The sequence below is a fragment of the Aquisphaera insulae genome (genome assembly GCF_011064615.1).
GTDB classification, from domain to species: Bacteria; Planctomycetota; Planctomycetia; order Isosphaerales; family Isosphaeraceae; genus Aquisphaera; species Aquisphaera insulae.
The window spans coordinates 1-21,789 of the sequence record NZ_JAALJH010000102.1 but is presented as its reverse complement, the minus strand read 5'-3'; the positions used below and the strand labels follow the sequence as shown (position 1 = coordinate 21,789).

The window sequence follows — 21,789 nt, the reverse complement described above, 5'->3', positions numbered from 1 at the left end:
CGGGCCGGCTTATTCGGCCCCCAACCCGCGCCCGGTCGCGATCGCGTGGAGCGCCACGGCGGCGGCGGTCGCGGCGTTGAGCGACTCGACGTCGGGCCGGATGGCGATCCGCCGCCGCGGACCGTCGCGGAGATGGTCCGGCAACCCCGGGCCTTCCAGCCCCACCACCAGGCCGAACCGCGACGGCCAGGGCTCCTCGGACAGCTCCGGACCGTTCGTGTCGAGCGCGATCAGCGGGGCCTCGGCCGTCGCAAGCTCACGGATGGAAGGACCCTGGAGCAGGGGCACCTGGAAGAGCCCCGTGCCGGCCGCGCGGCTGCTGCGAGGATGGAACGGATGGGCCGACTCGCGAAGCAGGACAACCCGGGATACTCCGAAGGCGGCGGCCGACCGAATCACCGCGCCGACGTTCTCCGGGTCCTGGAAGGGGACGAAGAGCGTGCATCCCTCCGGCCATTCGTCCGCGTCGGACCATTGCGGGAGGGGCGGGGCCTCGACGAGCAGGAGCGGGGAATTCGTGCCCGCCACGTCGATTTCCCGGAAGAGCGGCGGGGCGAGGCGATACCAGGTCACGTCCGCGGCCTGCTCGGCCGGTGGCGGCCCCCCTTCGGCGGTGATCCAGCCGATGGCCCGACCGGGATACCTTGCGAGGACCTCGTCGATGATCCGGGTTCCCGCCACGATCGCCTGCCCGTGCTTGCGGATCCCCCGGCCGGACAGGAGGTCGCGGAGGAGCCGGAAGCTCGCGTTGGACTCGCTGCTGACGTCGCGGACCTGGCCCGCGAAGGCACGCTCCGGCTCCCGCTCCGATCGGCGGGCCGGCGCCTCGCCCTCCAGGCGCTCGTAGACGACGAGCCGACGGCGGTGCGTGGTGCCGGGGATCTCGTAGGCGTGATCGGCTTCCAGCCTGAAGAACGCGCCGTGTTCCCGCGCGGCCTGGGCGATCTCGTCGTCGCATTCCGGCCCCTTCATGAAGATCATCCGGCCCCCCGGGGCGAGGCAGGCCGCCACCCGGTCCAGGGTCTCGGGGATCTCCGCGACGGCCCGGCTGATGACGCCCTGGACCGTGCCGGGATAGTTCGAGCCCAGCTTGTTGGGATAGACGTCGGCCCCGTCCAGGCCCAGCCGATGGCAGACTTCTCCCAGGAAGGACGCCCGCGCCCCGCGAGGCTCGGCCAGGATCATTCGAGTCGATGGGCTGGCGATCTTCAGGGGGATCCCCGGGAGCCCCGGCCCCGAGCCCATGTCGATCAGGGGGGAGGGGAGATCGACGAATTTCAGGACCAGCAGGCTGTCCGCGTAGTGCTTCAGGACCATGTTCTCGAAGTTGTGGATGCGCGTCAGGTTGAGCCGCGCGTTGGCCTCGCGGAGCATCCCGTGATAGGTCCAGAGCAGGTCGAGCTGCGTCCGGTCCAGGTGGATGCCACAACTCCTGAGGATCTTCTCCAGCGACTCTCGTCCCGGTCTCACGACGACTCCCCTCTGCTTGCGACGGGCCCGCGGCGGGCTCCGTCCCGCCCTCGTCGCCCTGCTCGGATGCATGCGCTCTCAGGGAGCCCGGCAGGCAGCCGCGACGCCTACCCCCCTGAATTTCCGGCGGATCTTGGCTACAATTCCCAATGCGGCGGACGTCGGGCGACGAGGCGGCCGCGAGACGAGACCTGACTTCGTTGATCCAGACCCTCCTGTCGTTCGGGAATCGAGTAAGATCGCATGGAGAATCGACCGCCGCAGCAGGACCCCCCGCGCCGGCCCCTTCCCAACGGACGAAAGCCCAACAGCGCCGCGGCGTCTCAGACCCCGCCCTGGCTCTGGCTCCTCCTGATCGGCGCCTTCGCGATCATCTTCATCTTCTTCGTGCCGAAGCCGGAAACCACGGTGGATTATAACCCGTGGTTCCTGGACCAGGTCGAGAGCAACAACGTCAAGCGCATCACGATCCAGGCCAACGAGATCCTCGGCGAGCTCCGCGAGAAGCGGCCCTATCAGAGCACGCCGGCGGCGAGCAGCGTCGACGTGACCCGGTTCCGGACCTACTGCCCGACCGACCAGTCGCTCGACGCGGCCGTGACCAAGCTGCGGAGCTTCGGCAAGGACAAGGACGGTCCGGTCGGGATCGAGGCCAGCCCGGTCAACGGGGCCAACGGCCTCCTCTGGATCATGTTCCTGCTGCCGACGTTCCTCATCCTCGCCATCTTCTACCTGATGATGCGCCGGGCCCGCGACCAATTCGACGGCGGGATCCTCGGCAGCTTCGTCAAGAGCTCCGCCAAGCGGCACGACAAGTCGAAGCAGCGTACGACCTTCGAGGAAGTCGCCGGCCTGGAGAACGCCAAGGGGGAGCTCCAGGAGATCGTCGAGTTCCTCAAGAATCCGGAGAAATACCAGAAGCTTGGCGGCCGGATCCCCAAGGGGGTGTTGCTGATCGGCCCGCCGGGGACGGGCAAGACGCTGCTCGGGCGTGCCGTCGCCGGCGAGGCGGGCGTGCCGTTCTACTCGATCTCCGGGTCCGAGTTCATCCAGATGTTCGTGGGCGTCGGCGCCAGCCGGGTCCGCGACATGTTCAAGACGGCCCGCGAGAACAGCCCGTGCATCCTCTTCATCGATGAGATCGACGCCGTCGGCCGGATCCGAGGCGCCGGGCTCGGCGGCGGCCACGACGAGCGGGAGCAGACCCTCAACCAGATCCTCACGGAGATGGACGGCTTCTCGCCGAGCGAGAGCGTCATCGTCCTGGCCGCGACCAATCGGCCGGACGTGCTGGATCCGGCCTTGCTCCGCCCGGGCCGCTTCGATCGCCACGTCACCGTGGACCTGCCCACCAAGAAGGGCCGGCTCGAGATCCTCAAGGTTCATTGCCGCAACAAGCCCCTCGCCGCCGACGTGGACCTGGACCGGATCGCGCGGAACACGGTGGGGATGAGCGGCGCGGACCTCGCCAACCTGGTCAACGAGGCCGCCCTGCTGGCCACCCGCGAGGACAAGCAGGCCGTCGATTCGTCCGACCTGGAGGCCGCCCTGGACAAGGTGATCCTCGGCGCCAAGCGGGAGGAGGTCATCACCGACAAGGACAAGCGGGCGACGGCCTACCACGAGGTCGGCCACGCGCTCGTCGGTTGGCTCACGCCCAGGGCCGATGCCGTCCACAAGGTCACGATCATCCCCCGCGGCCGGGCCCTCGGCGTAACCCAGTTCATGCCCGAGGAAGACCGGGTCAGCTACAGCGAGAGCCAGATCAAGGCCAAGCTCTACACCCTGATGGGCGGCCGCGCCGCCGAGCGCCTGATCTACGACGACCTGAGCACCGGCGCCGCCCAGGACCTGGACCAGGCCACCCGCCTGGTCCGCAAGATGGTCACCCAGTGGGGGATGAGCGAGCGGGTGGGCCCGGTCTCGTTCCGGACCAGCTCCGAACATCCGTTCCTCGGCCGCGAGATGGCGGAGCCGCGCGACCATTCCGAGCACATGCAGCAGATCATCGACGAGGAGGTCGGCCGCATCCTCCGCGAGGCGGACGACCACGCCTTGAACTTGCTGCAAACGCACCGCGACGATCTGGAACGCCTGACGGAATCTCTCATCGAGCGAGAGGTCCTCTCCGAGGCGGAGATCACCAACCTCATCGGCAAGCGTGCCGGCGCGAACGAGGAGCCCGCCGTCTCCCACGCCCACGACGGCCCGGCCGTCGCCACGGTCGATACCCCGCCGCTGTAAGCGCGCAGGGGCGATCGGCTGAACGGCCTCCTGGAACCCCGGCCTCCTGCCTTCGCGCTCGCAGAGCGGCTATCCTGGCGATGGCCCCGCCCTGTCATGACGCGAGGGCCGGGAGAACGCCTCATGAACGCAACGTATGCGATTGGCCGTACCTGTCGATGTCTCGTCGCGGCACTCGTGCTGGCCATGCCGGCCATGGCCGGAGACGGGCCGCCGCCCTTCGACATCGCCCCGTTCGCGCTGCCGGGCTCGCCGTCGAAAGGTGAGGTCCGCTTCGAGGAGCCTCGGGACGTCGTCGCGGTCGAGGCGGATCTCGAATCCGACCTGCCGAAAACGCTCCCGGGCGCGATCGGCCTGTCCTACCTGGGCGACACCTGGCCCCGGACGAAACTGGAGCGGGCCCGCGACATGGCCCAGCCCTGCACGTTCGGCTGGACCGGCGTGGACGACTGGTACAACGTCCAGTGGCGCCGCGCCGGCGTCCGCGGCATTCGCCAGGACGGCCGCCGCCTGCGGATCGAGTTCCTGCCACTCTCGCGAGAGATCCCGGAGGAGTCCGGCTACGACGTGACCTTCCGCCGGACGGTCGGGCTTCGCCTCGAGGGGATCGACCACGCCTCGATCCGCCGGGTCCGCGTCTTCACGCGATCGGCCCCCGCGACGACCACGCTCCGCGTCGTGCTCGACGCCGGATCGCCGACGAACGCCGATGCCATCCGCTTCGAGGGCTACAACGCCGTCGTGACCGCCGCGAAGGCCGTGAGGGGCTGCCGGCAGGAGGGTGCGGCGATCCGCCGGAGCGGCGACGCCCCGGCCTTCACGCTGGAGGTCGCGCACATGACGCCGAGCTTCCGCTACAGCGGGGATGACGGCCATGTCCGGATCGACCTCGGCCGTGAAGCGTTCACGATCTCGGTCCCCAGCCTGAAGGCCCAGGGGCCGATCTGGTATGCGGAGGAGGGCATCTTCATCACCGAGGAGAGCGCCCCGACGACCTTCGACGATTACGCAAAGCGGCGGGACCGCGAGGGCTGGAAGACCGTGGCCGCCCGCGTGCGGGAGCAGCCCGAGCAGAGCTACGCGAGTGCCTTCCTGGGGCAGCCTCGTCCCCATGCGGCGGCCTGGAGCCTCGGCTTCAAGAATGCTCGTCAGCGGTTCTGGCAGGACCCCAACGGCGACATCACGCTCGACGCCACCACCATCCGCCAGCTCCCTGCCGCCGACACCGCGCGCTATTCCGCGGCCAATGGCGAGGGTGGGGGCCACGGTCGGTTCTTCTTCGGCCTGGAAGGCTGGATCCTCCAGGGCCGCGGGACCGATCCCGCGCCGTCGCTCGCGTCGCGGCTTCGCGCCCGCAAGGACGACGTCGAAATCGAGCAGGTGAGCCTCGCCGCACCCCTGGACGGCCGCGTGACGGACGGACCGATGACCGGCGATCGGGACCTCGTTTGCCTCGCGCGCTTCCATTTCCGGAACGCGGGCGACCGGCCTCGCGTCGCGACCTTGCCGATCGCGTATGCACTTCAGAGCGGTCGATCGCCCGCCATCTACGGCGCCGATCGGGGCCCTCGGAGTCCGGTGGACGACTGGACCGTGCCGCGATCGCCTCGCGAGCCGTTGAGCCTTGACGGCGGCTGGATCCAGGGAAACGGGCAAGGGCATCCGGTGGTCCGGGCCCGTGTGGAGACGACGATGACCGGCGAGGCGGACGCCCACGGCCTGACTTTCCGCCGCGAGCTGGCGGCCGGCGAGGAATGCGACTTGATCCTCAAGATCCCGTTCCTCGCCGCCGAGAGCCCGGCGGAGAGGGACGCGCTCGGGGGGCTCGATTTCGACGGCCTTCGGGCCGCCCTGGCCGGCTTCTGGCGGGGCGAGGATCGCCGCGGGGCGGAGATTCGCACGCCCGTCCCGCAGCTCGATGCGCTCCACCGCTCGCATCTGTCTCACGTCCAGATCAGCGATCCGGCCATGCCGGGCGCACCGGATCTGATCAACACGTCCGTCGGGACCTCGACCTACAGCAATTTCGCCAACGAGTCCTGCATGATCAACGAGGAGCTCGACGGCCGCGGCCTGGGGGACGAGGCGCGGAAGCGGCTCGAGGTCTGGATCAAGTATCAGGGGACCGTCGGGCTCGTCGGCCGGTTCACCGATCACCGGGGCGTCCTCCACGGCGCGGGGGGCTTCGAGGCCCTGGGCTCGTACAACCAGAACCACGGCTGGATCCTCTGGCGGCTCGCCGAGCATGCGCTGTACACCCGCGACAAATCCTGGTTCGAGCACGCCGCGCCGGCCATGATCGCCGCGGCCGACTGGGTCTTCCGCCAGCGGAAGGAGACGATGCGCGACGCCCCCTCCTCTCGGGGTTGGGAACGCGGGTTCCTGCCGGCCGGGGCGGTCGAGGACGTCCAGGAGTTCCGCTACTGGCTGACGACGAACACCATGATCTGGCGCGGCGTGGATTCGGCCGCACGGACGCTGGAGGCCTTCGGACATCCGGAATCCGCCCGGGTCCGCCGGGAGGCTGATGCGTTCGGGGCGGATCTGCGCCGCGGTTTCGAGACCATGCGGACCCATTGCCCGCTCGTCCGCCTCCGCGACGGTCGGTGGGTGCCGTATTATCCGAGCTACCTCTACAGCCGGGGCCGTGCGGTCGGCTGGATCCGCGAGACGCTCGAGGGCTCTCTCTACCTCATCCTCTCCGGCCTCTACGACTCGAAAAGCCGCGAGGCGGGATGGATCCTCGACGACTTCGAGGACAATCGCTTCCTGTCGCCGCCCTATGGCTACGCGATCGTCGACGAGGAGAGCGAGGCGTTCAGCCGGGGGGGCATCTCGATCCAGCCCAATCTCCTGGCCACCCTGATCCCCTACCTGGACCGCGACGAGCCCGAGGTCTACCTCTGGACGTTCTTCAACGCCTGGCTCTCCTGCTATCGCGAGGAGATCAACGCGATGGTCGAGCACCCGTTCCCGGTCCTCGGCTACTCCAACACCGCGCACCCGAAGACGAGCGACGAAGCGAACGCCGTGATGTGGCTCCGCAACCTGTTCGTGTATGGTCCCCGAGACGGCCTCTACCTCGGCCGCGCGATCCCTCGGGCCTGGCTCGGCCAACCGGAGCCGATCGGCCTGGACAGGGCTCATACCCGTTGGGGCGAGGTCAGCGTCCGGTACGTGCCCCGGGCCGGCGGCGAGGACATCCTGACCGCCCGCGTCCGGCTCAGGCTGAACGCAAGGCCGCCGAAGGTCCTCGTCCGATTCCGCCACCCCGAGAATCGCCCGATCAAGAACGTGACCGTCAACGGACGTCCTCACGCCGCGTTCGACGCCGGCAAGCAGGACGTGGACGTCAGCGGGATGGACGGGGAGCTCGAGATCGTCGCACGCTTCTGACGGAAGGCACGTGCCTATTTCTTGGGCGCCGGCAGGACCCGGATCGACACCGCCGGCGCGAACCGGGTCGCGGTCTCGGCACCGGCATTCATCGAACCCGACAGGATCACCGTCTGCGGCGGCCCGACCGGGGCCGTCGGCGCGACCACGAGGATGGCAGTCGCCTCGGCCTTGTCGGGCGGGATCACGGTCGGCGAGGTCTTCAGGGTGATCCCCGCGGGGGGACCATCCAGGGTGATCTGCACCGGGCCCTTCGCCCCGCCGTGGCGCTCGGCGCGGACGACCACGGGGACCTCCTTCCCCTGGGGCGCCTCGAGGATCTTGTCGGGCGGCTGGCCGGTCCCGAGCGTCAGGAGATGAGGCTCGAGGACGGCCGCGACAATCTCCTCGGTCGGCACGTCATGCCGGTAGCTGAAGGCCTGCATGATGTTCTCGTTGCCGTGCGCATCGCGGGTGACGTCCGCCGGGCCGACCTTGCCCGTGCCGGAGACGGTCGGCGCGACCAGGGACGGAGCTCCCGTCATCGGCGCCGTGATGGTCAGCCGGGCGGTGTCCTGTCCGGCCGGAATGACCGCCGTGCTCGCCGCGAAGCCCGCGGGCAAGCCACTCGCTCGCAACGCGATCTCGCCGCCGAACCAGTCCAGGCGAAGGGCCTTCACGGTGAGGATCGCCGTGTCGCCGCGGGTGAGGCGGGGATTGTCGGGCGTGACCAGGAGCCGGAAGTCGGGCCGCGGCGGGCCGATCAGGAGGCGGTAGGCGAACGTCTCGCCGCCGCCCGGCTGGAGGTTCTTGATCCGGACCACGTAGTCGCCCGCATCGGGCAGCGTGAAGACGATCCGGGAGTCGGCGTGGTGCGTCTGCAGGGCCTGGACCGGATCGGGATCGACCCACTCGTCGTTGCGGGCGAGCTCGCCCCCGGCGGCGTTGGTCAGGTACATCATCGTGTCCACGGGCGAGCCGAGGCGGCGGGCCTGGGTCTCGATCGAGACGACCTGCCCCTTCGTCGCCGTGAACCGATAGAAATCCTGGTCGCCGTCGTGGTCGATCCGCGCGTTGATCGCAACGGGAATCGCCACCTTCTGGGCCTTGCCGGGCTCGTTGTTCGGCTCCGCCTCGAAGACCTCGGGGTCGGCCCCGATCGCGAACGGGAGGACGTTCGACGCCGACCCGGCCGCCGGCAATTTCTGATTGAAGGCGATCGAGAGGAAGCTCGCCGCGGGATCGCTGGTCCCGAGCTTCAGCGAGCTGGCCGGCAGGTTGACGCCGTGCAGCTCCACGGTCGTCTCGGTGCCCCGGCGTCCGCCGAGCGGGGTGAACCAGTCGACATGGGGCAGCACGCCGGCCGCGACGCGGTACACGAAGGCCGGCCGGCCGCGGAAGAGGACGTCGCGGACCTCGATCAGGTACTCGCCGTCGCGAGGGACGGGGAAGACAAGCACCGGGTCGGGGCCGAGGTTGTAATCGTCGAGCGCGGCCAGCTCATTGCCGGCCGCGTCGAGCACGGCGAGCCGGCCGTCGAGCCAGCCGGGGACGGCGTCCGGGATGTACGGCAGGAGCGACCGCCCTTGCATCCGGAAGACCAGGTTCTGCCCGGCCGTCGCCCTGAAGCGGTAGAGGTCGCGGTCCGAATCCGCCCCGTTCAGGATCAGGTGGCCGTTGAGCACGACCGGGAGCGCCGCGAGGTTCTGGGCCTGAGCGAGCTCATTATTGGGCTCGGTCTCGACCACCTCGGGCAGGTCGCCGACGACGAATCGATAGCGATTGGAGACACCGCCGGGCGTGGCGATCCGGATGTCGTGGACGCCGAGCGGCGCGTCGGGTGCGAGCGTCACGGCGGCCCGGACGGTGTCCGGCTTCACGCTCGAGGCGATCACCGCGGTGGCCACGTCCGGGCCGCCAATCCGGACCGCCGTGGCCCCTTGCAGGTTGGTGCCGGTTACCGTCACCTCGAAGGTGGACCCCCGGGCGCCGCCGGCCGGGTAGACGTGGTCGATGAGCGGGGCAGGGGGCTGGGACCGCGCCGAGGGGGCGACGGCCAGGCAGACGACGACCGCCGCCACCAACCCGGCGGACGAGGGCCGGAGGAACTGGATGATCACACCGGAATACCGAGCTATCCTCATCGGAACGTTCCCCCTGCGTCGAGTCCGAATAATAAACAAGTGTAAATAAGTTAGCTGTCCAATCCAGATTCTCCTTGGTCAGCTTTGTTTTACCGACGAGTGGAAGAAATCCGAGATTGAGCAAGGTCGCGTGTCGAGCAGAGCGAGCCCTCTGATGCCCTCCCCCGCCAGGGGGGAGGGGACCGGAACTGGCCTCCTCACTCGTGGGTAAGGATGAGCCTTACCGGGGGGGGCATGGGACGGACACTTACATGATTTCCTTGAGCAGGCCGCCGCTCTTGACGTTCCCCGCCCCCAGCGGGGTGACATACGCCACGCAGCCCTGGGGATGCGGCAGCCGCTCGGTGGGCTCGATGCCGATCAGCTTGTAGACGGACGCGGCGAGGTCCCACGGGTAGACCGGGCGATCCTTGATCTGTTCTCCCTTGGGGTCGCTCTGGCCGACCACCGCGCCGCCGCGGAAGCCGCCGCCGGCCACCACCGCGCACGAGGCGAACGGATGGTGATGACGGCCGCCGAACCAGGGGGCCTGCCACTCGATCTTCGGCGTCCGGCCGAACTCGCCGTACCAGACGATGAGCGTCGTCTCGAGCAGCCCGCGCTGGGCGAGGTCCTCCAGGAGCGTGCCGAAGCCCTGGTCGAGGGTCGGCAGCAGGGTCTTCATCTCCTTGAAGTTGTCCGTGTGGGTGTCCCAGCCGGGCATGTTCACGGTGATGAACGGCACCCCCCGCTCGGCCAGCCGGCGGGCCAGCAGGCAGCTCTGGCCGAAGGTGTTGCGGCCGTATTTCTGGCGGAGCTCTTCCTTCTCCGTCGACAGGTCGAAGGCCTTGCGGGCGTCGCCCAGGATCACGTCGTAGGCCCGCTCCTCGTTCACGTCCAGGTTGTGCAGCAGGTCGTCCTTCGCCGCGCGGCGGACCATGCTGTCGAGCGATTTCTGGAGGTCGCGCCGCCCCTTGACGCGGTCGTCCGGCATGCCGCCCGGCGGCGTCGTCCCCTGGACGTGGAAGTCCTTCGAGTTGGGGTCGCTGTAGGTCGCGTACGTCTTGTACTTGTTGCCCAGGAAGCCCGAGTCGGAGAACCGGCCGAGCGGCCAGTTGAGCGTGACATACGGCGGGATCGTCCCCTTGTAGCCGGCGTCATAGCCCCTCTTGTAGGAGACGACGGAGCCCATCGACGGGTAGACCAGGGCCGGCGACGGGACGGTGCCGGTGGTGACGGTGTAGGTGGCCGTCTCGTGCCCCGGGTCGGGGTGGGTGAAGCCGCGGATGATCGTGAACTTGTCCGCCTGCTTCGCCAGGGTGGGGAGGGATTCCGAGATCCGGATCCCCGGCACCTTGGTCGCGATCGGGTTCTTGAGGGGCCCGCAGTATTCCTGGCCCGCCTCGGGCTTGGGGTCGAAGGTGTCCAGGTGGGACGGGCCGCCCCCCATCCAGAGCTGGATGATCGTCCGGGCCTTCGCCGTCTTCGCGGGCCCGTCCGCGCCCAGGGCCCGCCAGTCCACGAATCCGAGCGACAGCAGGCCGGTGCCGGTCACCTGGAAAAAGCCCCGCCGCGGCAGACCTCCTCGGTTCTCGGTCATCGTCTCGACTCCTCTTCGATCTCGATCCGATCAGTGATTCACCAGGAATTCCTTGGACGTGAAGACGGCCCAGAGCAGGTCCTGCGTGGCCTGCCAGCGGGCGGCCGGGTTCTTTGCCAGGTGGGCCACGGCGCGGGCCTTCTCGTCGTCGCGGGGGGGGCGTGAGAACGCGGAGAGGTACACCTCGTCCACGACCTCCGGGTCCTTGAGCTTCGACTCCATCAAGGCCTTCACGCGCTTGCCGTCGTTGATTCGCCACTCGAGCTCGTCGGAGCTGACGAGGTAGAGCGACTGCCGCGGCTGGGCCTCGTTGTTCCGGTCCCCCTCGTACGAGGTGTCGCGCGAGGGGCGGCCGAAGAGCTCCAGGAACGCGGAGTCGATGTCGCTGTCGGGGAGCTGCACGGCCCGCCGGCTCCGGGGCATGTAGAGGGGCGGCACCGGGATCCAGCTCGAGAAGACCTCGTGGCTGTCCAGGACCTGGCAGATCGCGTCCAGGTACTGCTCCGCGGACAGCCGCCGCATGCTCCGATGCGAGAAATGGGCCCGATCCGGCTCGTTGAGCGGGGTCGGCTCCGACGAGAGCTGGTAGGTCCTCGAATTCAGGATCAGCCGGTAGACGTGCTTCAGGTCGAAGCCGTGATTGACGAGCTCGTCGCGGAGGTAGGCGAGCAGCTCCGGGTTCTCGGCCGGGTTGGACGGCCGGATGTCGTCGGCCGGCTCGACCAGTCCGCGGCCCATCAGCCAGGCCCAGATGCGGTTGACGATGTTGGTGGCGAAGTACGGGTTGTCCTTGCTGGTCAGCCACTCGGCGAACTTGACCCGGGGGTCGGCGTCCGGCGGCAGGTCCAGGGGCGGCGCCCCCGGCAGCTTCGGCCTGACCCCGGCCTTCGTCCTCGGGTTGGCGATGCCGCCGTCGGCGTTGAAGAAGACGATCTCCTCCTTCCACTCCTGGGTCGGCTTGAAGCCGACCTTGGCGAAGAAGGCGGAGAGGCCGAGGTTGTCGTCCTCGGTCCAGGGCTCGGTCGGGTGCCCGTGGCAGTGGGCGCAGTTGATCCGCGTCCCCATGAAGACGAGCGCCGTGGCCTCGGCGAACGACTGCGGGTCGCGGCCCGGCATGGCCCGGTAGTAGTTGGCCGCCGGGCTGCGGAAGTTGCTGCCGCCGGCCGTGAGCAGCTCGCGGACGAGCCGGTCGTAGGGCACGTCGCGCGCCAGCCGGTCGCGGAGCCAGCGATCGTAGACGTGGACCGCCTTCGGCCAGACGTTCACCGGATACTCGCTCTTGATCCGGAGCAGGTCGCCCCACTTGACCGCCCAGTACTGGGCGAACTCGGGCCGCCGCAAGAGCCCGTCAATCAGGGCCGCCCGCTTCGTCGGGGCCTTATCCGCCAGGAACGAGCGGACCTCGTCGGGCGTGGGGAGCGTGCCGATCACGTCCAGGTAGACGCGGCGGAGGAAGACCTCCTCGCTCGCCAGCTCCGAGGGCGGGATCCGGAGCGCCTTGAGGTTGGCGAGGACCAGCTCATCGACGCGGTTGTTGACGGGGACGTCGGGGAAGGCGAAGGGGAGGTCGGACGGGACGATCAGCCGCGCGACCGCCGGATGGCGCTGATATTCGGCGACGACGGCGGACGCTCCCACCCCGGCGACCTTCGCCTGGCCCGATCCATCGATCGTGATGACCTTCGGGTCGCTCGAGCGGAACGTGGCCAGCGCGGTCACGTCCCGGCGGCTGCCGTCGGCGAAGGTCGCGGTGACGACGAATCGCTGCGACTGGCCGCGGGCGAGCGTCCTCCGATCCGGTTCGACGGCGAGGCTCGCGACCTGGCCGGGCGGGCCGCCGCCGCGGGGGGAGCCCTCGCCGATCCAGGCCCGGATGATCGTCGCCTCGCGCGAGCCGGGTTCGAGCTTCTTGCCCCCCTTGTGAGGCGTCGTCGCCGTGAGCTTGGCCACCAGCAGCGCGTGGTCGGGGTCGGCCTTGTTGACGAACTTCCCCTTGGCGCCGGTCAGGGCGGCGAAGTCGGCGTCGGGATCCCCCGCGAACAGCGAGAGCTTCAGCTCGCCCTGGCCGGCCGCGGCCCCGTGGCAGGCCGCCGCGTTGCATCCCGCCCGGGCGAGGATCGGCACGACATCGGCGTTGAACTCGACGTGGGCCGCCTGGGCCCCCTTCACGACCACCGGGACCAGCTTGAGGTAACGATTGGCGCCCCGGATGGCCTGCACGGCGATCGCCGTCTCGCCGTCGCCCGCGGGCCGGACGGCGCCCGCCGCGTCCACCGTGGCGACGGCCGGGTTGGCCGACTGGAAGGCGACCTGGCCGGTCCAGTCCGAGGCGGAGCCGTCGAGGCCCCGGCGGGTGACGAGCAGCCGCTGCTCGGCCCACTTGCCCTGGAGCACGATCGACGAGGGCGCGACCTCGAAGCCGCCCGGCTCCGCGAGCTCGCGGGCCGCGGCGTCGGCCGGCACGCCGGGTGGGGGAGCCTCGGCGCCGGCCGCGGACCGGACGCCGGGGATCGCGGCCAGGCAGGCCGCCAGTGCCGCGATCTGCGATCGGAGGAGCCTGGCCCCCGATGTCGCGCGAATGGTCCTCATCGATCACGTCCTTCCCGGGAGAAGACGATCCCCTCGATCTCCACCAGGAGGTCGGGGCGGCAGACGTCCGCGATCGTGTAGGTGACGGGCGTCAGCCCCAGCCGGTCGCCGCACGCGGCGCGGACGGCCTCGCAGTCAGCGGGCCGCTTGATGTAGACCCGGGCCACGGCCAGGTCCTCGAGCGTCGCCCCCAGCCCGGGCAGCCCGTGGCGCGCCAGGTTGGCCCCGGCGACGAGGGCCTCGATGTTGTCCAGCGTCTCCCTCGTCTGCTCGGCCGCATCGTCGAGGTGTCGCGTCTCCGACCGGGTGATGCTGGCCGTCCCGGAGACGAGGATCATCGCATCGCCCCGGTGCTCCACGGCCATGGCGCGGCTGAACTTGGGGCTCTGCGGGCTGTAGCAGGCCGCGTAGTCGAAGGCCGGCGTCTGGCGCGGGTTCTCCAGCGGCACGACCCGCAGGTCGCCGGCCCGCGACGTCAACGCGAGGGCGCTCAGGACCAGGTCGTCCCCCTCGGCCCCGATGCCCGTGCTCGCGGGATAGGCCGGGCCGGGAGACTCCCCCGCGGCCGTCCGGGGGGACGGCAAGGGGCGCAAGGTGCAGGTCCGGAAGAACTCGGATCGCGCCCGGTTCAGCTCCTTGTAACGCTGGGTCTCGCCATCCGGCCCCGTGATGGCGCCCAGGTAGAGCCAGGTCCGGACCACGTGCGCGAAGTCCGTCCCGGCGCCCTCGAGCTTCGCCCGGAGGGCCTCGAAGCCCTCGATCCCCTGGTCGAAGGCCCGGACCTCGGCGCCGCCGCGGGCCACGCGGCTGCAATGGACGGCGGTCAGGTCGCCGCCGCGGACGGCGAGCGTGCCGCCGTCGAACCGCGCGATCTCGGGCCGGATCCGGTCCGGGGCGACGGCCCAGGCCTCGAGGGCGACCGCCGCGCCGTCCGCGGGGGGCTGCCGGACGACGTCGATCACCGGGGGCGAGCCGCCGTAGCAGGCCCGGACGGCCTCGCGACAGGCCGCGACGTCATCGGCCGCCGCCACGAAGGCCGCGATCCGGATCATCTCCGAGTCCAGCCCCGCACGCCCGAACGAGGTCTCGATGGCCCGGAGTGCGTCCACCGCGCCCTGACGGACGGACTCGCCGGGCCGGGACGACGCCGTAGCGAAGACATGCCGGATCCCCGCGTGGTGGGCCACGCGGGAGGCGGGACCGGCGGGCGGCGAGCCCTCGGGATGGGGCCCGTCCATGGGTCCTCGGCGCAGCGATCGGAAGAGCCCGGCCAGGCCGGTGCGTCGCTGATCCAGTAGCATCGTGCTTCCTCCGGTGCGTGACTTTTGAAAACAACCACAAGAAACAACATGAAAGGCGAGGAATTCTGCTGGCGATCTTTTGCTTTGATGTTCTGGCGCGTATCGGGGGGGCGGGGGGCGGGGCAACGCGGGACGGCCTGCAAGGCCGCCGGTCGGGGGTGGGGTCGCTTCTTGGGACGTTTCGGTGGGAGACGTTCGGGCCGACCCGGGGCCGGCCCGCTGTCGTCGAGGCGGGCCGGGGCTCGGGTTGTGTTCGGGCAGGATGTCGAGGCAGGAGGGATGGCGTCGGCAGGCTTGGTTGGCCATCGAAGCCTGCGATCGGCCCGGCAAGACCGGCGCCGGGTTCATAACCTTCTCTACCAGGCCAGCTTGTCCGCTGTCAACCCCACCGATCGGGATTCTCCTCCGCGTTCCCGCGTCGCGCGACGGCGAGGCCGTCCGCCGGATGGTCCGTGCCGACGGCCCGCGATCCCCGGTGCACGGCCGGTCTGATCCCTGGTAATCTGACATGATTGCCTCTCACAAGACATGCAACGCCGCATCCGCGTCGGCCGGCCGCCTTCAAGGCGACGGGCTCATCCCGGCCTGAAGAGGAGAGATGTCTCGTGCTCGAAGCACACAAGATGGTCCCGGTCCGGTTCGTCTACCGTCGCAGGGATCTCTTCCGTCGGATGTCGGCCGAACCGTCCCCTCCATTCCCCTGCGACATGCAGCCGCGTTTTCCCGCCGAGGGCGGCGCGGACTGCTGGATCCTCCAGACCTGGATCCACCTGAGGCGCCTCGGCATGCCGGTGGAGCTCGAACGGGAACCGCGTCGCGGTTGTATCAACGTCCTTTACTACGACGACCTCAACTGGAAGCGGATGCCGCCGTTGCACTTCCTGGTGGCGGTGCAGGCCGACCGGGGGCGGCCGGAGCTCTGCAACCTGCGCGTGGTCCAGAATCAGCTCTGCGTCAAGGACCCCCACGCGGATTTCTGGATCCCCCACTGGCCGCAGCCGGGCCTCCGTCCTCGCGACTCGTCGCGGGGCCTCCGCTTCGAGCATCTCGCGTATCTCGGCCTCGAACGCAACCTGGACAGGCGCCTGTGCACCCCGGAGTTCTTCCGCAGGCTGGCGGACCTGGGCGTCCGCATCTCTCTCCGGACGGCCCCGGAGGACTGGACGAGCTACGAGGATCTGGACGGGATCCTGGCGGTGCGCCGGGCCACGCCGTTCGACCTGACGATCAAGCCCCCCAGCAAGCTCATCAACTGCTGGAGGGCCGGCGTGATCCCCCTCATGGGCGTCGAGTCGGCGTATCAACAGGTCGGGACCCCGGGGCGCGACTACCTCGAAGTCGATACCGGGGACGAGGTGATCGCCGCGATCAGGCGGCTCAAGTCCTCCGCGGAGTTGCGGGGCGACCTGCTGGAGGCCGGCAGCCGGCGATCTCCCGAGTTCTCGGAACGAGCCATCGCGGAACGATGGATTCGCTTCCTTGAGGGGCCGGCCCGCAGGGCCTTCCTGCGGTGGCGAGAAGGCCCCGGCCTGGCCTCCAGGCTCTGGAGCTTTCCGACGATCCATCGGGCCCACGAGACGCAGAAGCGGTTCTGGCTATCCAGCACCCGGGGCGAGTCGGATGCCGGATGACGGGGCACTCCCGCAAGGAGGAACGATCGGCCCCCCGGGACGGCCGAGATTTCGCGGAGGCCTCGCGATCCGCCGCGGCAGGGCAGGATGCCTCGGTTCCGCCCGCCGTGCGACGGCGGGGGGCGAGCTGCCCCTCAATATTCCCCGCGGGATGGTTCATGCTCGACAACTGTGCGTTAGACTGTGAGGGTTGCCACCCGACCGGCCCGGCTCTCCCACCCACCCCGAGCCTCGCCGTGCCGGCGACCTTTCCCGCTGTCCGCCAGGAGCTGACGCCGATGCCCGAATCCTCCCTCCATCCGGCCCCATCCGGCCGAGCCCCGCGCGTCGCCTGCGCGGGGATGGTCGTCGTCGATCACGTCACGCCGCCCCTCCCGAGGATGCCGCGCTCCGGCGAATTGATCGCGGTGGACGGCCTGGTCCTGAACATCGGCGGCGGGGCCGCGAACACGGGCGTGGACCTCGCCAGGCTCGGGGTGCCGACCTCGATCTGCGCCCGGGTGGGGGAGGATGCCTTCGGCCAGTTCGCGGCCCAGACGCTCGCCGCCCACGGCGTGGACGTCCGGGACCTGATGATCGACCCGAAGCACGAGACGAGCCAGACCCTGATCGTCAACGTGAAGGGGGAGGATCGCCGATTTATCCACTCGCTGGGGGCCAATCGCGACTTCACGCCGGCCGACCTGGACCCGCTGATCGACCGTGCCCCGGGCGTCCTCTACATCGGCTACCTGCTCCTGATGCCGCGTCTCGACCCCCAGGGGCTGGCGGCGCGGTTCGCCCGGGCGCGTCAGGCCGGGACGATCACGTTCCTGGACGTGGCCACGCCGGGGCCGGGCGAGTATCTGGAGACGGTGAAGGCCGTCCTGCCGTACACCGACGTTTTCGTCCCCAACACCGACGAGGCCGCCCTGATCCTCGGCGAGACCGACCCCGTCCGGCAGGCCGTCGCCTTCCACGAGATGGGGGCCCGGCGGGTGCTCGTCACCTGCGGCGAGCACGGCTCCGTCTCCGTCTCCGCGGAGAACCGCCTGCGGGTGGGCGTCTACCCGACCGAGTTCGTGGACGGATCCGGCGGCGGCGACGCCTTCAATGCCGGCTACATCGCCGGCCTCCTCGACGACCTGAGCGAGCCGGACTGCCTCCGCCTCGGGAGCGCCGCCGGGGCGAGCTGCGTCCGGGCCGTCGGCACCACGGCCGGGGTCTTCACCCGCGCCGAGGCCGATGCCTTCATGGCGAAGCACAGGCTCCCGATCGAGAGCCTCTCCTGATGCGAGTCGCGGCCCGGTCAGATATCGAGGATCAGCTCCGCGAGGTATCCCGGGCCGACGCGGTCGAGCCGGGCGCCGTGGTAGGTGGCCGCCTTCACTTCGTGGTCGAGGACGTGGCGCGACGAGTCGAGGGGCTCGCCCCGGATCGTGGCTTCCAGGCTCCGGCCGTCCTCGGCCACGCGGACCTCGAACCCGCCGAAGATGCGGTGCTCCGCCTCGACCAGGTAGATCAGCTCGTTGAGCCAGTCGATCAGCAAGGACTCGGGCGTGTCCGAGGCCAGCGAGACACGCTCGGACTCGACCTGTCGCACGTCCTCGCGATTGGCGATCATGACGTCGAAGAGGGCCTCCGCCGCGGTCTGGAACAGGTCCGCGAGGTCCGTCGCTCGGAGCCGCAGTCCCAGGTCGGCCGTATGATCGAACGTCTCCGCCTGGCCCATTTTCACGCCCCAGTCCTGGAGAGCCTCGGATGGTGGAAGTCGGCAAGCCCGCACCGGAGTTCAGCCTGCTCGATCCGCAGGGCAAGACCGTGACCCTGGCCGGCCTCAAGGGCAGCCCGGTGGTCCTCTATTTCTACCCCAAGGATGACACGTCCGGATGCACCAAGGAGGCGTGTGCCTTCCGCGATGCCATCGGCGAATACAAGAAGGCCGGCGCGAAGGTGATCGGCATCAGCCCGGATCCCGTCGCGTCCCACGTCAAGTTCATCAAGAAGTACGAGCTCCCGTTCCCCCTCCTGGCCGACACCGAGAAGGCCGCCTGCGAGGCCTACGGCGTCTGGAAGGAGAAGAGCATGTATGGGCGCAAGTACATGGGCGTCGAGCGAACCACGTTCGTCATCGACGCCAGGGGGATCGTCCGGAAGATCTTCCCGAAGGTCAAGGTGGACGGCCACGCCGACGCCGTCCTCGAGGCCGTGAGGGCCGCCACGCTCTAGGAGCCGCCTCCGCTCCGCCTGGCGAGCGGATGAGCCGTGGCCCGCGCGACTACACGTTCGCGGGCCCGGGCGCATCAAGCCCGAGCTCCTCGCCGCGACCGCGGAGGTGTTGCTCCAGCTTGCGGAGGGCCTTGTATTTCTCGTCGCTGACGCGGTTGACCGGCATGGCGAGCTCGGTGCCGATCTCGGGGACGGACCAGCCACGCATCCAGAGCTCGACGATCCGGTCCTGGCGGGGGGAGAGCACGGCCCGGCGCGCGGCCTCGAGGATCTCGCCAAGTTCCAGCCGCTCTCGATGACTTTGATCCTGGTCGGGCCCGCCGACATCGAGCAGGTCGATCGGGGCATGACGTTTCGCCCGCTGGACCCGCTTGCGGACCATGTCGATGGCACGGACGAGCTCTCGGCGCTCGGGCGTGTCATCGGAGAGGACCAGGGCCAACTCGAGCTCCCCGGCCCGGGCCTTGGTCAGCAGGCGGCAGCAGACTTCCTGGGTGCAGTCGTCCCAGAGCGTGGGGTCGAGGCGGGCATTCCGCCAGCAGACCGTGCAATAGCGCTGGATGTCTCGGACGAGCTCCGTCTCCGACGCCTGCGCCGTCAAGGCGGCGAGCCCGACCACCAGGGCCATGGCGGCCGGCCCGGCCCGTCGGGTGCGGGCCAGCATCGAAGAGACGGCCGGCGACGACTCGCGGGCCGCGGTCTCCTCCGGCTTCGTGGGAGCGGCCATCCGGTCCATTTCCGTCTTCTCGGGATCCTTCATGGCTGGGACCATCTCGGGCTTCGTGCTCGCGACTCCTGGTGTTCCGTCGTTCGACCAACGTGGTATTGTCCGGTTCATGATGGCCGAAAATCAATCGGAGTTGAAGAGGAGACGCAAGTTTTTGACGCAAGTGTTAGGCCGATTGGAGTTTGAGTCAATGGTCGGGCTTCGGGCGGCCGCGCCGGGCAGGGCGCGATCCTTCGGCGGAGGCGGGCCGGACGACATCCCAGCCTCTCTCCCGGGCCAGCCGCAGGAGCCGGCCCTTGGGCCGCACGACCACGGCGCGGCCCACTCGCTCCAGGAGCGCCCGGTCGCTCCAGTTGTCCGCGTAGGCGACCGCGGTCTCCATCGAGATCCCGTGCTCGTCGGCCCATCGCTGCGCCCAGTAGAGTTTCCCTTCGCCGTAGCAGGGGGGGCCGCTGCCGATCCCCACCAACCGATTGCGCTCGATGATCACCGGCGTGGTCAGGGTCGCCGTGCAGCCGAGGTAGACGCTCAGGGGCTCGATCACCAGCCCCGGGGAAGAGGAGACCAGCAAGAGGGGCGTCCCGAGCTTCCGGAGGCCGTTGAAGTGATCCACCACTCCCTGATAGAGGCGCGGCTTCACGTGCTCCGCGAAGTTCTCGTAGGCGATCCGTTCCAGGTCGACGACCGGGATCCTCGCGATGTTCTGGAGCCCGTAGGCGATGAGACGGCCATAGTCGAGCCGCCCGAGGCGGTGCTGGAGCCCGTGGTAGAGGGCCCTCAGCAAGAACGAACGGCGGATCAGGCCGCGGCGATAGAGGATCCGCGCGAAGAGGAACGTGGTCGTCTCCGCGAGCAGCGTCCCGTCCACGTCGATGAAGGCCGCCGAAGGCGCGGGGTCGAAGGTGGGCCACGCGGACTTGCTCATCGCGGAGTATCCCGTCGGCCCGTGACGAGCCGGCCCACCTCGTCGGCCAGGCCCCGCGAGGCGGCCTCGTCCGGCCCCTCGGCGATGACCCGGACGATGGGCTCGGTGTTGCTGGCCCGGACGTGGACCCAGCGATCGGCCCACTCCAGCCGGAGGCCGTCCCGACGATCCGACCTGGCGTCTGGGAACCTCGTCGCGATTCGATCCCAGAGGGCGTCGATCGCGCCGGTCGCCCCCGCGTCGGCGGCGAGCGGATACGAGTCCTTCACCATGGCGAACCGGGGGAGTGAATCGACCCATCCGGAGAGTGGGCGGTCCGAGGTGGCCAGCAGGTCCAGGATCAGCGCCATGCCGGCCATGCTGTCGCGGACGAAGCCGACCCGTGGGTCGATGACGCCGCCGTTCCCCTCGCCGCCGAGCAGGGCCTCCTCGGCGAGCATCGCCTCGACGACGTTGATCTCGCCCACGGGCGTCCGGATGACCCGGCAGCCCGCCCGCCGCGCCAGCTCCTCGGTAACCATCGACGTCGACAGGTTCAGCACGATCGGCCCCTTCGACTGCCGGAGCCGACGGACGGCCGCCAGGGCCAGGGTCAGCTCCTCGCCGATGTAGCGGCCGGACTCGTCCACGACCGCCAGCCGATCCGCGTCCGGATCCTGCGCGAATCCGACGGCGGCGCCGACGCTCGCGACGACCGAGGAGAACGTCCGCAGGTTCGCCTCCGTCGGCTCCGGGGGATGCTCATACAGCCCGTCCGCCTGCCCGCCCAGCACGATCGACGTGCAGCCGAGCTCGCGGAGGAGCCGGCCGCCGAGCCGTCCCCCCGCCCCGTGGCAGGCATCCAGCGCGACCGTGAACCCCCTGGACCGGATCGCGTCCACGTCCACGATCTCGAGCACCCGCCGCAGGTGGATCTCGTCGGGTCCTTCGATCGTCCGGACCGAGCCCAGCGCGTTCCACGCGGCCCAGGCGAAGTCCTTCCGCGTCCAGCGGTCGAGGACGTCGCGGCCCTGGCCCGGGCTGAGGACCATGCCCCGCGGCTGGAAGAACTTGATCCCGTTGTACTGCGGCGGGTTGTGCGACGCCGAGATCTGGACCCCCCCGACGGCGTGGAGCTCCCGGACCAGGATCCCGACCGTGGGCGTGGCCGTGGCGCCGGCGACCAGGACGTCGTGCCCGGTCCCGGCGATCCCGGCGATCACGGCCGGCGTGAAGACCGGCGCCGAGACCCTGGCGTCATGGCTGACGACGATCGGCCCCGGCTCGCAGCCGCTCGCATAGGCCGCGGCGAACTCCGCCGCGACCACGGGATCGATCCCGTCGCCGACGACCCCGCGAAGCCCCGATATGCTGGCGATGCGCGTCCCGCTCATCGCGTCCTCCGTGAAACTGCCGCAGGACCATCTCCGGCCCGAATCGTCCCGGAACGTGGAACCGGGGTACGCCCCTCAGTTTGATGTCTCCCCCGCGCCGGAGCAAGCGGGGCTTGCCAACCGGGTCGCGGCTTGGCTTCGCTCGTCGCGGGGGCTGCTTCGAATGGCTCGCCGTAAAACCTTATGTGACAAGGTGTCGGACGCGGTTTTCAATCGGCTTCGC

The 21,789-nt window shown here is 69.8% G+C and carries 14 protein-coding genes; 5 read left to right on the top strand and 9 right to left on the bottom strand.

Translation table 11 applies throughout. From position 1 onward, the window contains the following. Positions 1-9: 9 nt before the first annotated feature. A complete protein-coding gene (gene rsmG / locus G6O54_RS31945) occupies positions 10-1,470 on the bottom strand; it encodes a 16S rRNA (guanine(527)-N(7))-methyltransferase RsmG (protein WP_250847187.1) in 1,461 nt (486 codons plus the stop codon). A gap of 243 nt (positions 1,471-1,713) precedes the next feature. On the opposite strand from rsmG, the gene ftsH reads away from it, so the two are divergent. Beyond that, the gene (ftsH, locus tag G6O54_RS31940; protein WP_165233183.1) at positions 1,714-3,714 is read left to right on the top strand and encodes an ATP-dependent zinc metalloprotease FtsH; all 2,001 of its coding nucleotides are present in this window, start codon (positions 1,714-1,716) and stop codon (positions 3,712-3,714) included. Between the two features lie 123 nt (positions 3,715-3,837). Then, positions 3,838-7,110: a hypothetical protein gene (locus tag G6O54_RS31935; RefSeq protein ID WP_165233180.1), complete on the top strand. Its 3,273-nt coding sequence runs from the start codon at positions 3,838-3,840 to the stop codon at positions 7,108-7,110. Between the two features lie 14 nt (positions 7,111-7,124). Here G6O54_RS31935 and G6O54_RS31930 read toward each other — a convergent pair whose 3' ends face one another. The 4 genes from G6O54_RS31930 to G6O54_RS31915 form a co-directional block, all read right to left on the bottom strand. Beyond that, complete coding sequence (locus tag G6O54_RS31930) at positions 7,125-9,233, bottom strand: PPC domain-containing protein (protein ID WP_165233177.1); 2,109 nt, start codon at positions 9,231-9,233, stop codon at positions 7,125-7,127. A gap of 247 nt (positions 9,234-9,480) precedes the next feature. After that, positions 9,481-10,812 carry a DUF1501 domain-containing protein gene (locus G6O54_RS31925; RefSeq protein WP_165233174.1) on the bottom strand — a complete coding sequence of 444 codons (1,332 nt, stop codon included), beginning with the start codon at positions 10,810-10,812 and terminating at the stop codon, positions 9,481-9,483. 30 nt (positions 10,813-10,842) lie between these two features. Continuing rightward, positions 10,843-13,401 carry a DUF1549 and DUF1553 domain-containing protein gene (locus G6O54_RS31920; RefSeq protein ID WP_165233171.1) on the bottom strand — a complete coding sequence of 853 codons (2,559 nt, stop codon included), beginning with the start codon at positions 13,399-13,401 and terminating at the stop codon, positions 10,843-10,845. Further along, on the bottom strand, positions 13,398-14,702 hold the full coding sequence (locus G6O54_RS31915; RefSeq protein WP_165233162.1) for a RidA family protein: 1,305 nt from the start codon (positions 14,700-14,702) through the stop codon (positions 13,398-13,400). Before G6O54_RS31915 ends, G6O54_RS31920 begins: the two co-directional genes overlap by 4 nt. Positions 14,703-15,307: 605 nt before the next feature. On the opposite strand from G6O54_RS31915, the gene G6O54_RS31910 reads away from it, so the two are divergent. Then, complete coding sequence (locus G6O54_RS31910) at positions 15,308-16,333, top strand: glycosyltransferase (protein ID WP_165233159.1); 1,026 nt, start codon at positions 15,308-15,310, stop codon at positions 16,331-16,333. 278 nt (positions 16,334-16,611) lie between these two features. After that, positions 16,612-17,604: a carbohydrate kinase family protein gene (locus G6O54_RS31905; protein WP_165233156.1), complete on the top strand. Its 993-nt coding sequence runs from the start codon at positions 16,612-16,614 to the stop codon at positions 17,602-17,604. Positions 17,605-17,621: 17 nt separating this feature from the next. Here the strand turns inward: G6O54_RS31905 and G6O54_RS31900 are convergent, their stop codons facing one another. Continuing rightward, entirely contained in the window at positions 17,622-18,044 is a 423-nt protein-coding gene (locus tag G6O54_RS31900; RefSeq protein ID WP_165233219.1) for an archease, read from the bottom strand. 29 nt (positions 18,045-18,073) lie between these two features. Here G6O54_RS31900 and bcp point away from each other — a divergent pair, with 29 nt between their 5' ends. Then, positions 18,074-18,541, top strand: a complete 468-nt coding sequence (bcp, locus tag G6O54_RS31895) for a thioredoxin-dependent thiol peroxidase (RefSeq protein WP_165233153.1) — start codon at positions 18,074-18,076, stop codon at positions 18,539-18,541. A 49-nt stretch (positions 18,542-18,590) separates the two neighbouring features. Here bcp and G6O54_RS31890 read toward each other — a convergent pair whose 3' ends face one another. The 3 genes from G6O54_RS31890 to glmM all read right to left on the bottom strand — a co-directional run bounded on the left by G6O54_RS31890 (position 18,591) and on the right by glmM (position 21,566). Further along, the gene (locus tag G6O54_RS31890) at positions 18,591-19,268 is read right to left on the bottom strand and encodes an RNA polymerase sigma factor (protein ID WP_250847186.1); all 678 of its coding nucleotides are present in this window, start codon (positions 19,266-19,268) and stop codon (positions 18,591-18,593) included. 187 nt (positions 19,269-19,455) lie between these two features. After that, positions 19,456-20,193, bottom strand: coding sequence for an HAD family hydrolase (locus tag G6O54_RS31885; RefSeq protein WP_165233150.1), 738 nt, complete (start codon positions 20,191-20,193; stop codon positions 19,456-19,458). After that, a complete protein-coding gene (gene glmM / locus G6O54_RS31880) occupies positions 20,190-21,566 on the bottom strand; it encodes a phosphoglucosamine mutase (RefSeq protein ID WP_165233147.1) in 1,377 nt (458 codons plus the stop codon). The genes G6O54_RS31885 and glmM overlap by 4 nt, the downstream gene beginning before the upstream one ends. Positions 21,567-21,789: the final 223 nt, after the last annotated feature.

Excerpts from the sequence above, each read along its gene's own strand:
- ftsH (WP_165233183.1), top strand. The coding sequence starts at position 1,714 with ATGGAGAATCGACCGCCGCAGCAGGACCCCCCGCGCCGGCCCCTTCCC.
- G6O54_RS31935 (WP_165233180.1), top strand. The coding sequence starts at position 3,838 with ATGAACGCAACGTATGCGATTGGCCGTACCTGTCGATGTCTCGTCGCG.
- G6O54_RS31930 (WP_165233177.1), bottom strand. The coding sequence starts at position 9,233 with ATGAGGATAGCTCGGTATTCCGGTGTGATCATCCAGTTCCTCCGGCCC.
- G6O54_RS31925 (WP_165233174.1), bottom strand. The coding sequence starts at position 10,812 with ATGACCGAGAACCGAGGAGGTCTGCCGCGGCGGGGCTTTTTCCAGGTG.
- G6O54_RS31920 (WP_165233171.1), bottom strand. The coding sequence starts at position 13,401 with ATGAGGACCATTCGCGCGACATCGGGGGCCAGGCTCCTCCGATCGCAG.
- G6O54_RS31915 (WP_165233162.1), bottom strand. The coding sequence starts at position 14,702 with ATGCTACTGGATCAGCGACGCACCGGCCTGGCCGGGCTCTTCCGATCG.
- G6O54_RS31905 (WP_165233156.1), top strand. The coding sequence starts at position 16,612 with ATGCCCGAATCCTCCCTCCATCCGGCCCCATCCGGCCGAGCCCCGCGC.
- G6O54_RS31900 (WP_165233219.1), bottom strand. The coding sequence starts at position 18,044 with ATGGGCCAGGCGGAGACGTTCGATCATACGGCCGACCTGGGACTGCGG.
- bcp (WP_165233153.1), top strand. The coding sequence starts at position 18,074 with ATGGTGGAAGTCGGCAAGCCCGCACCGGAGTTCAGCCTGCTCGATCCG.
- G6O54_RS31890 (WP_250847186.1), bottom strand. The coding sequence starts at position 19,268 with ATGGCCGCTCCCACGAAGCCGGAGGAGACCGCGGCCCGCGAGTCGTCG.
- G6O54_RS31885 (WP_165233150.1), bottom strand. The coding sequence starts at position 20,193 with ATGAGCAAGTCCGCGTGGCCCACCTTCGACCCCGCGCCTTCGGCGGCC.
- glmM (WP_165233147.1), bottom strand. The coding sequence starts at position 21,566 with ATGAGCGGGACGCGCATCGCCAGCATATCGGGGCTTCGCGGGGTCGTC.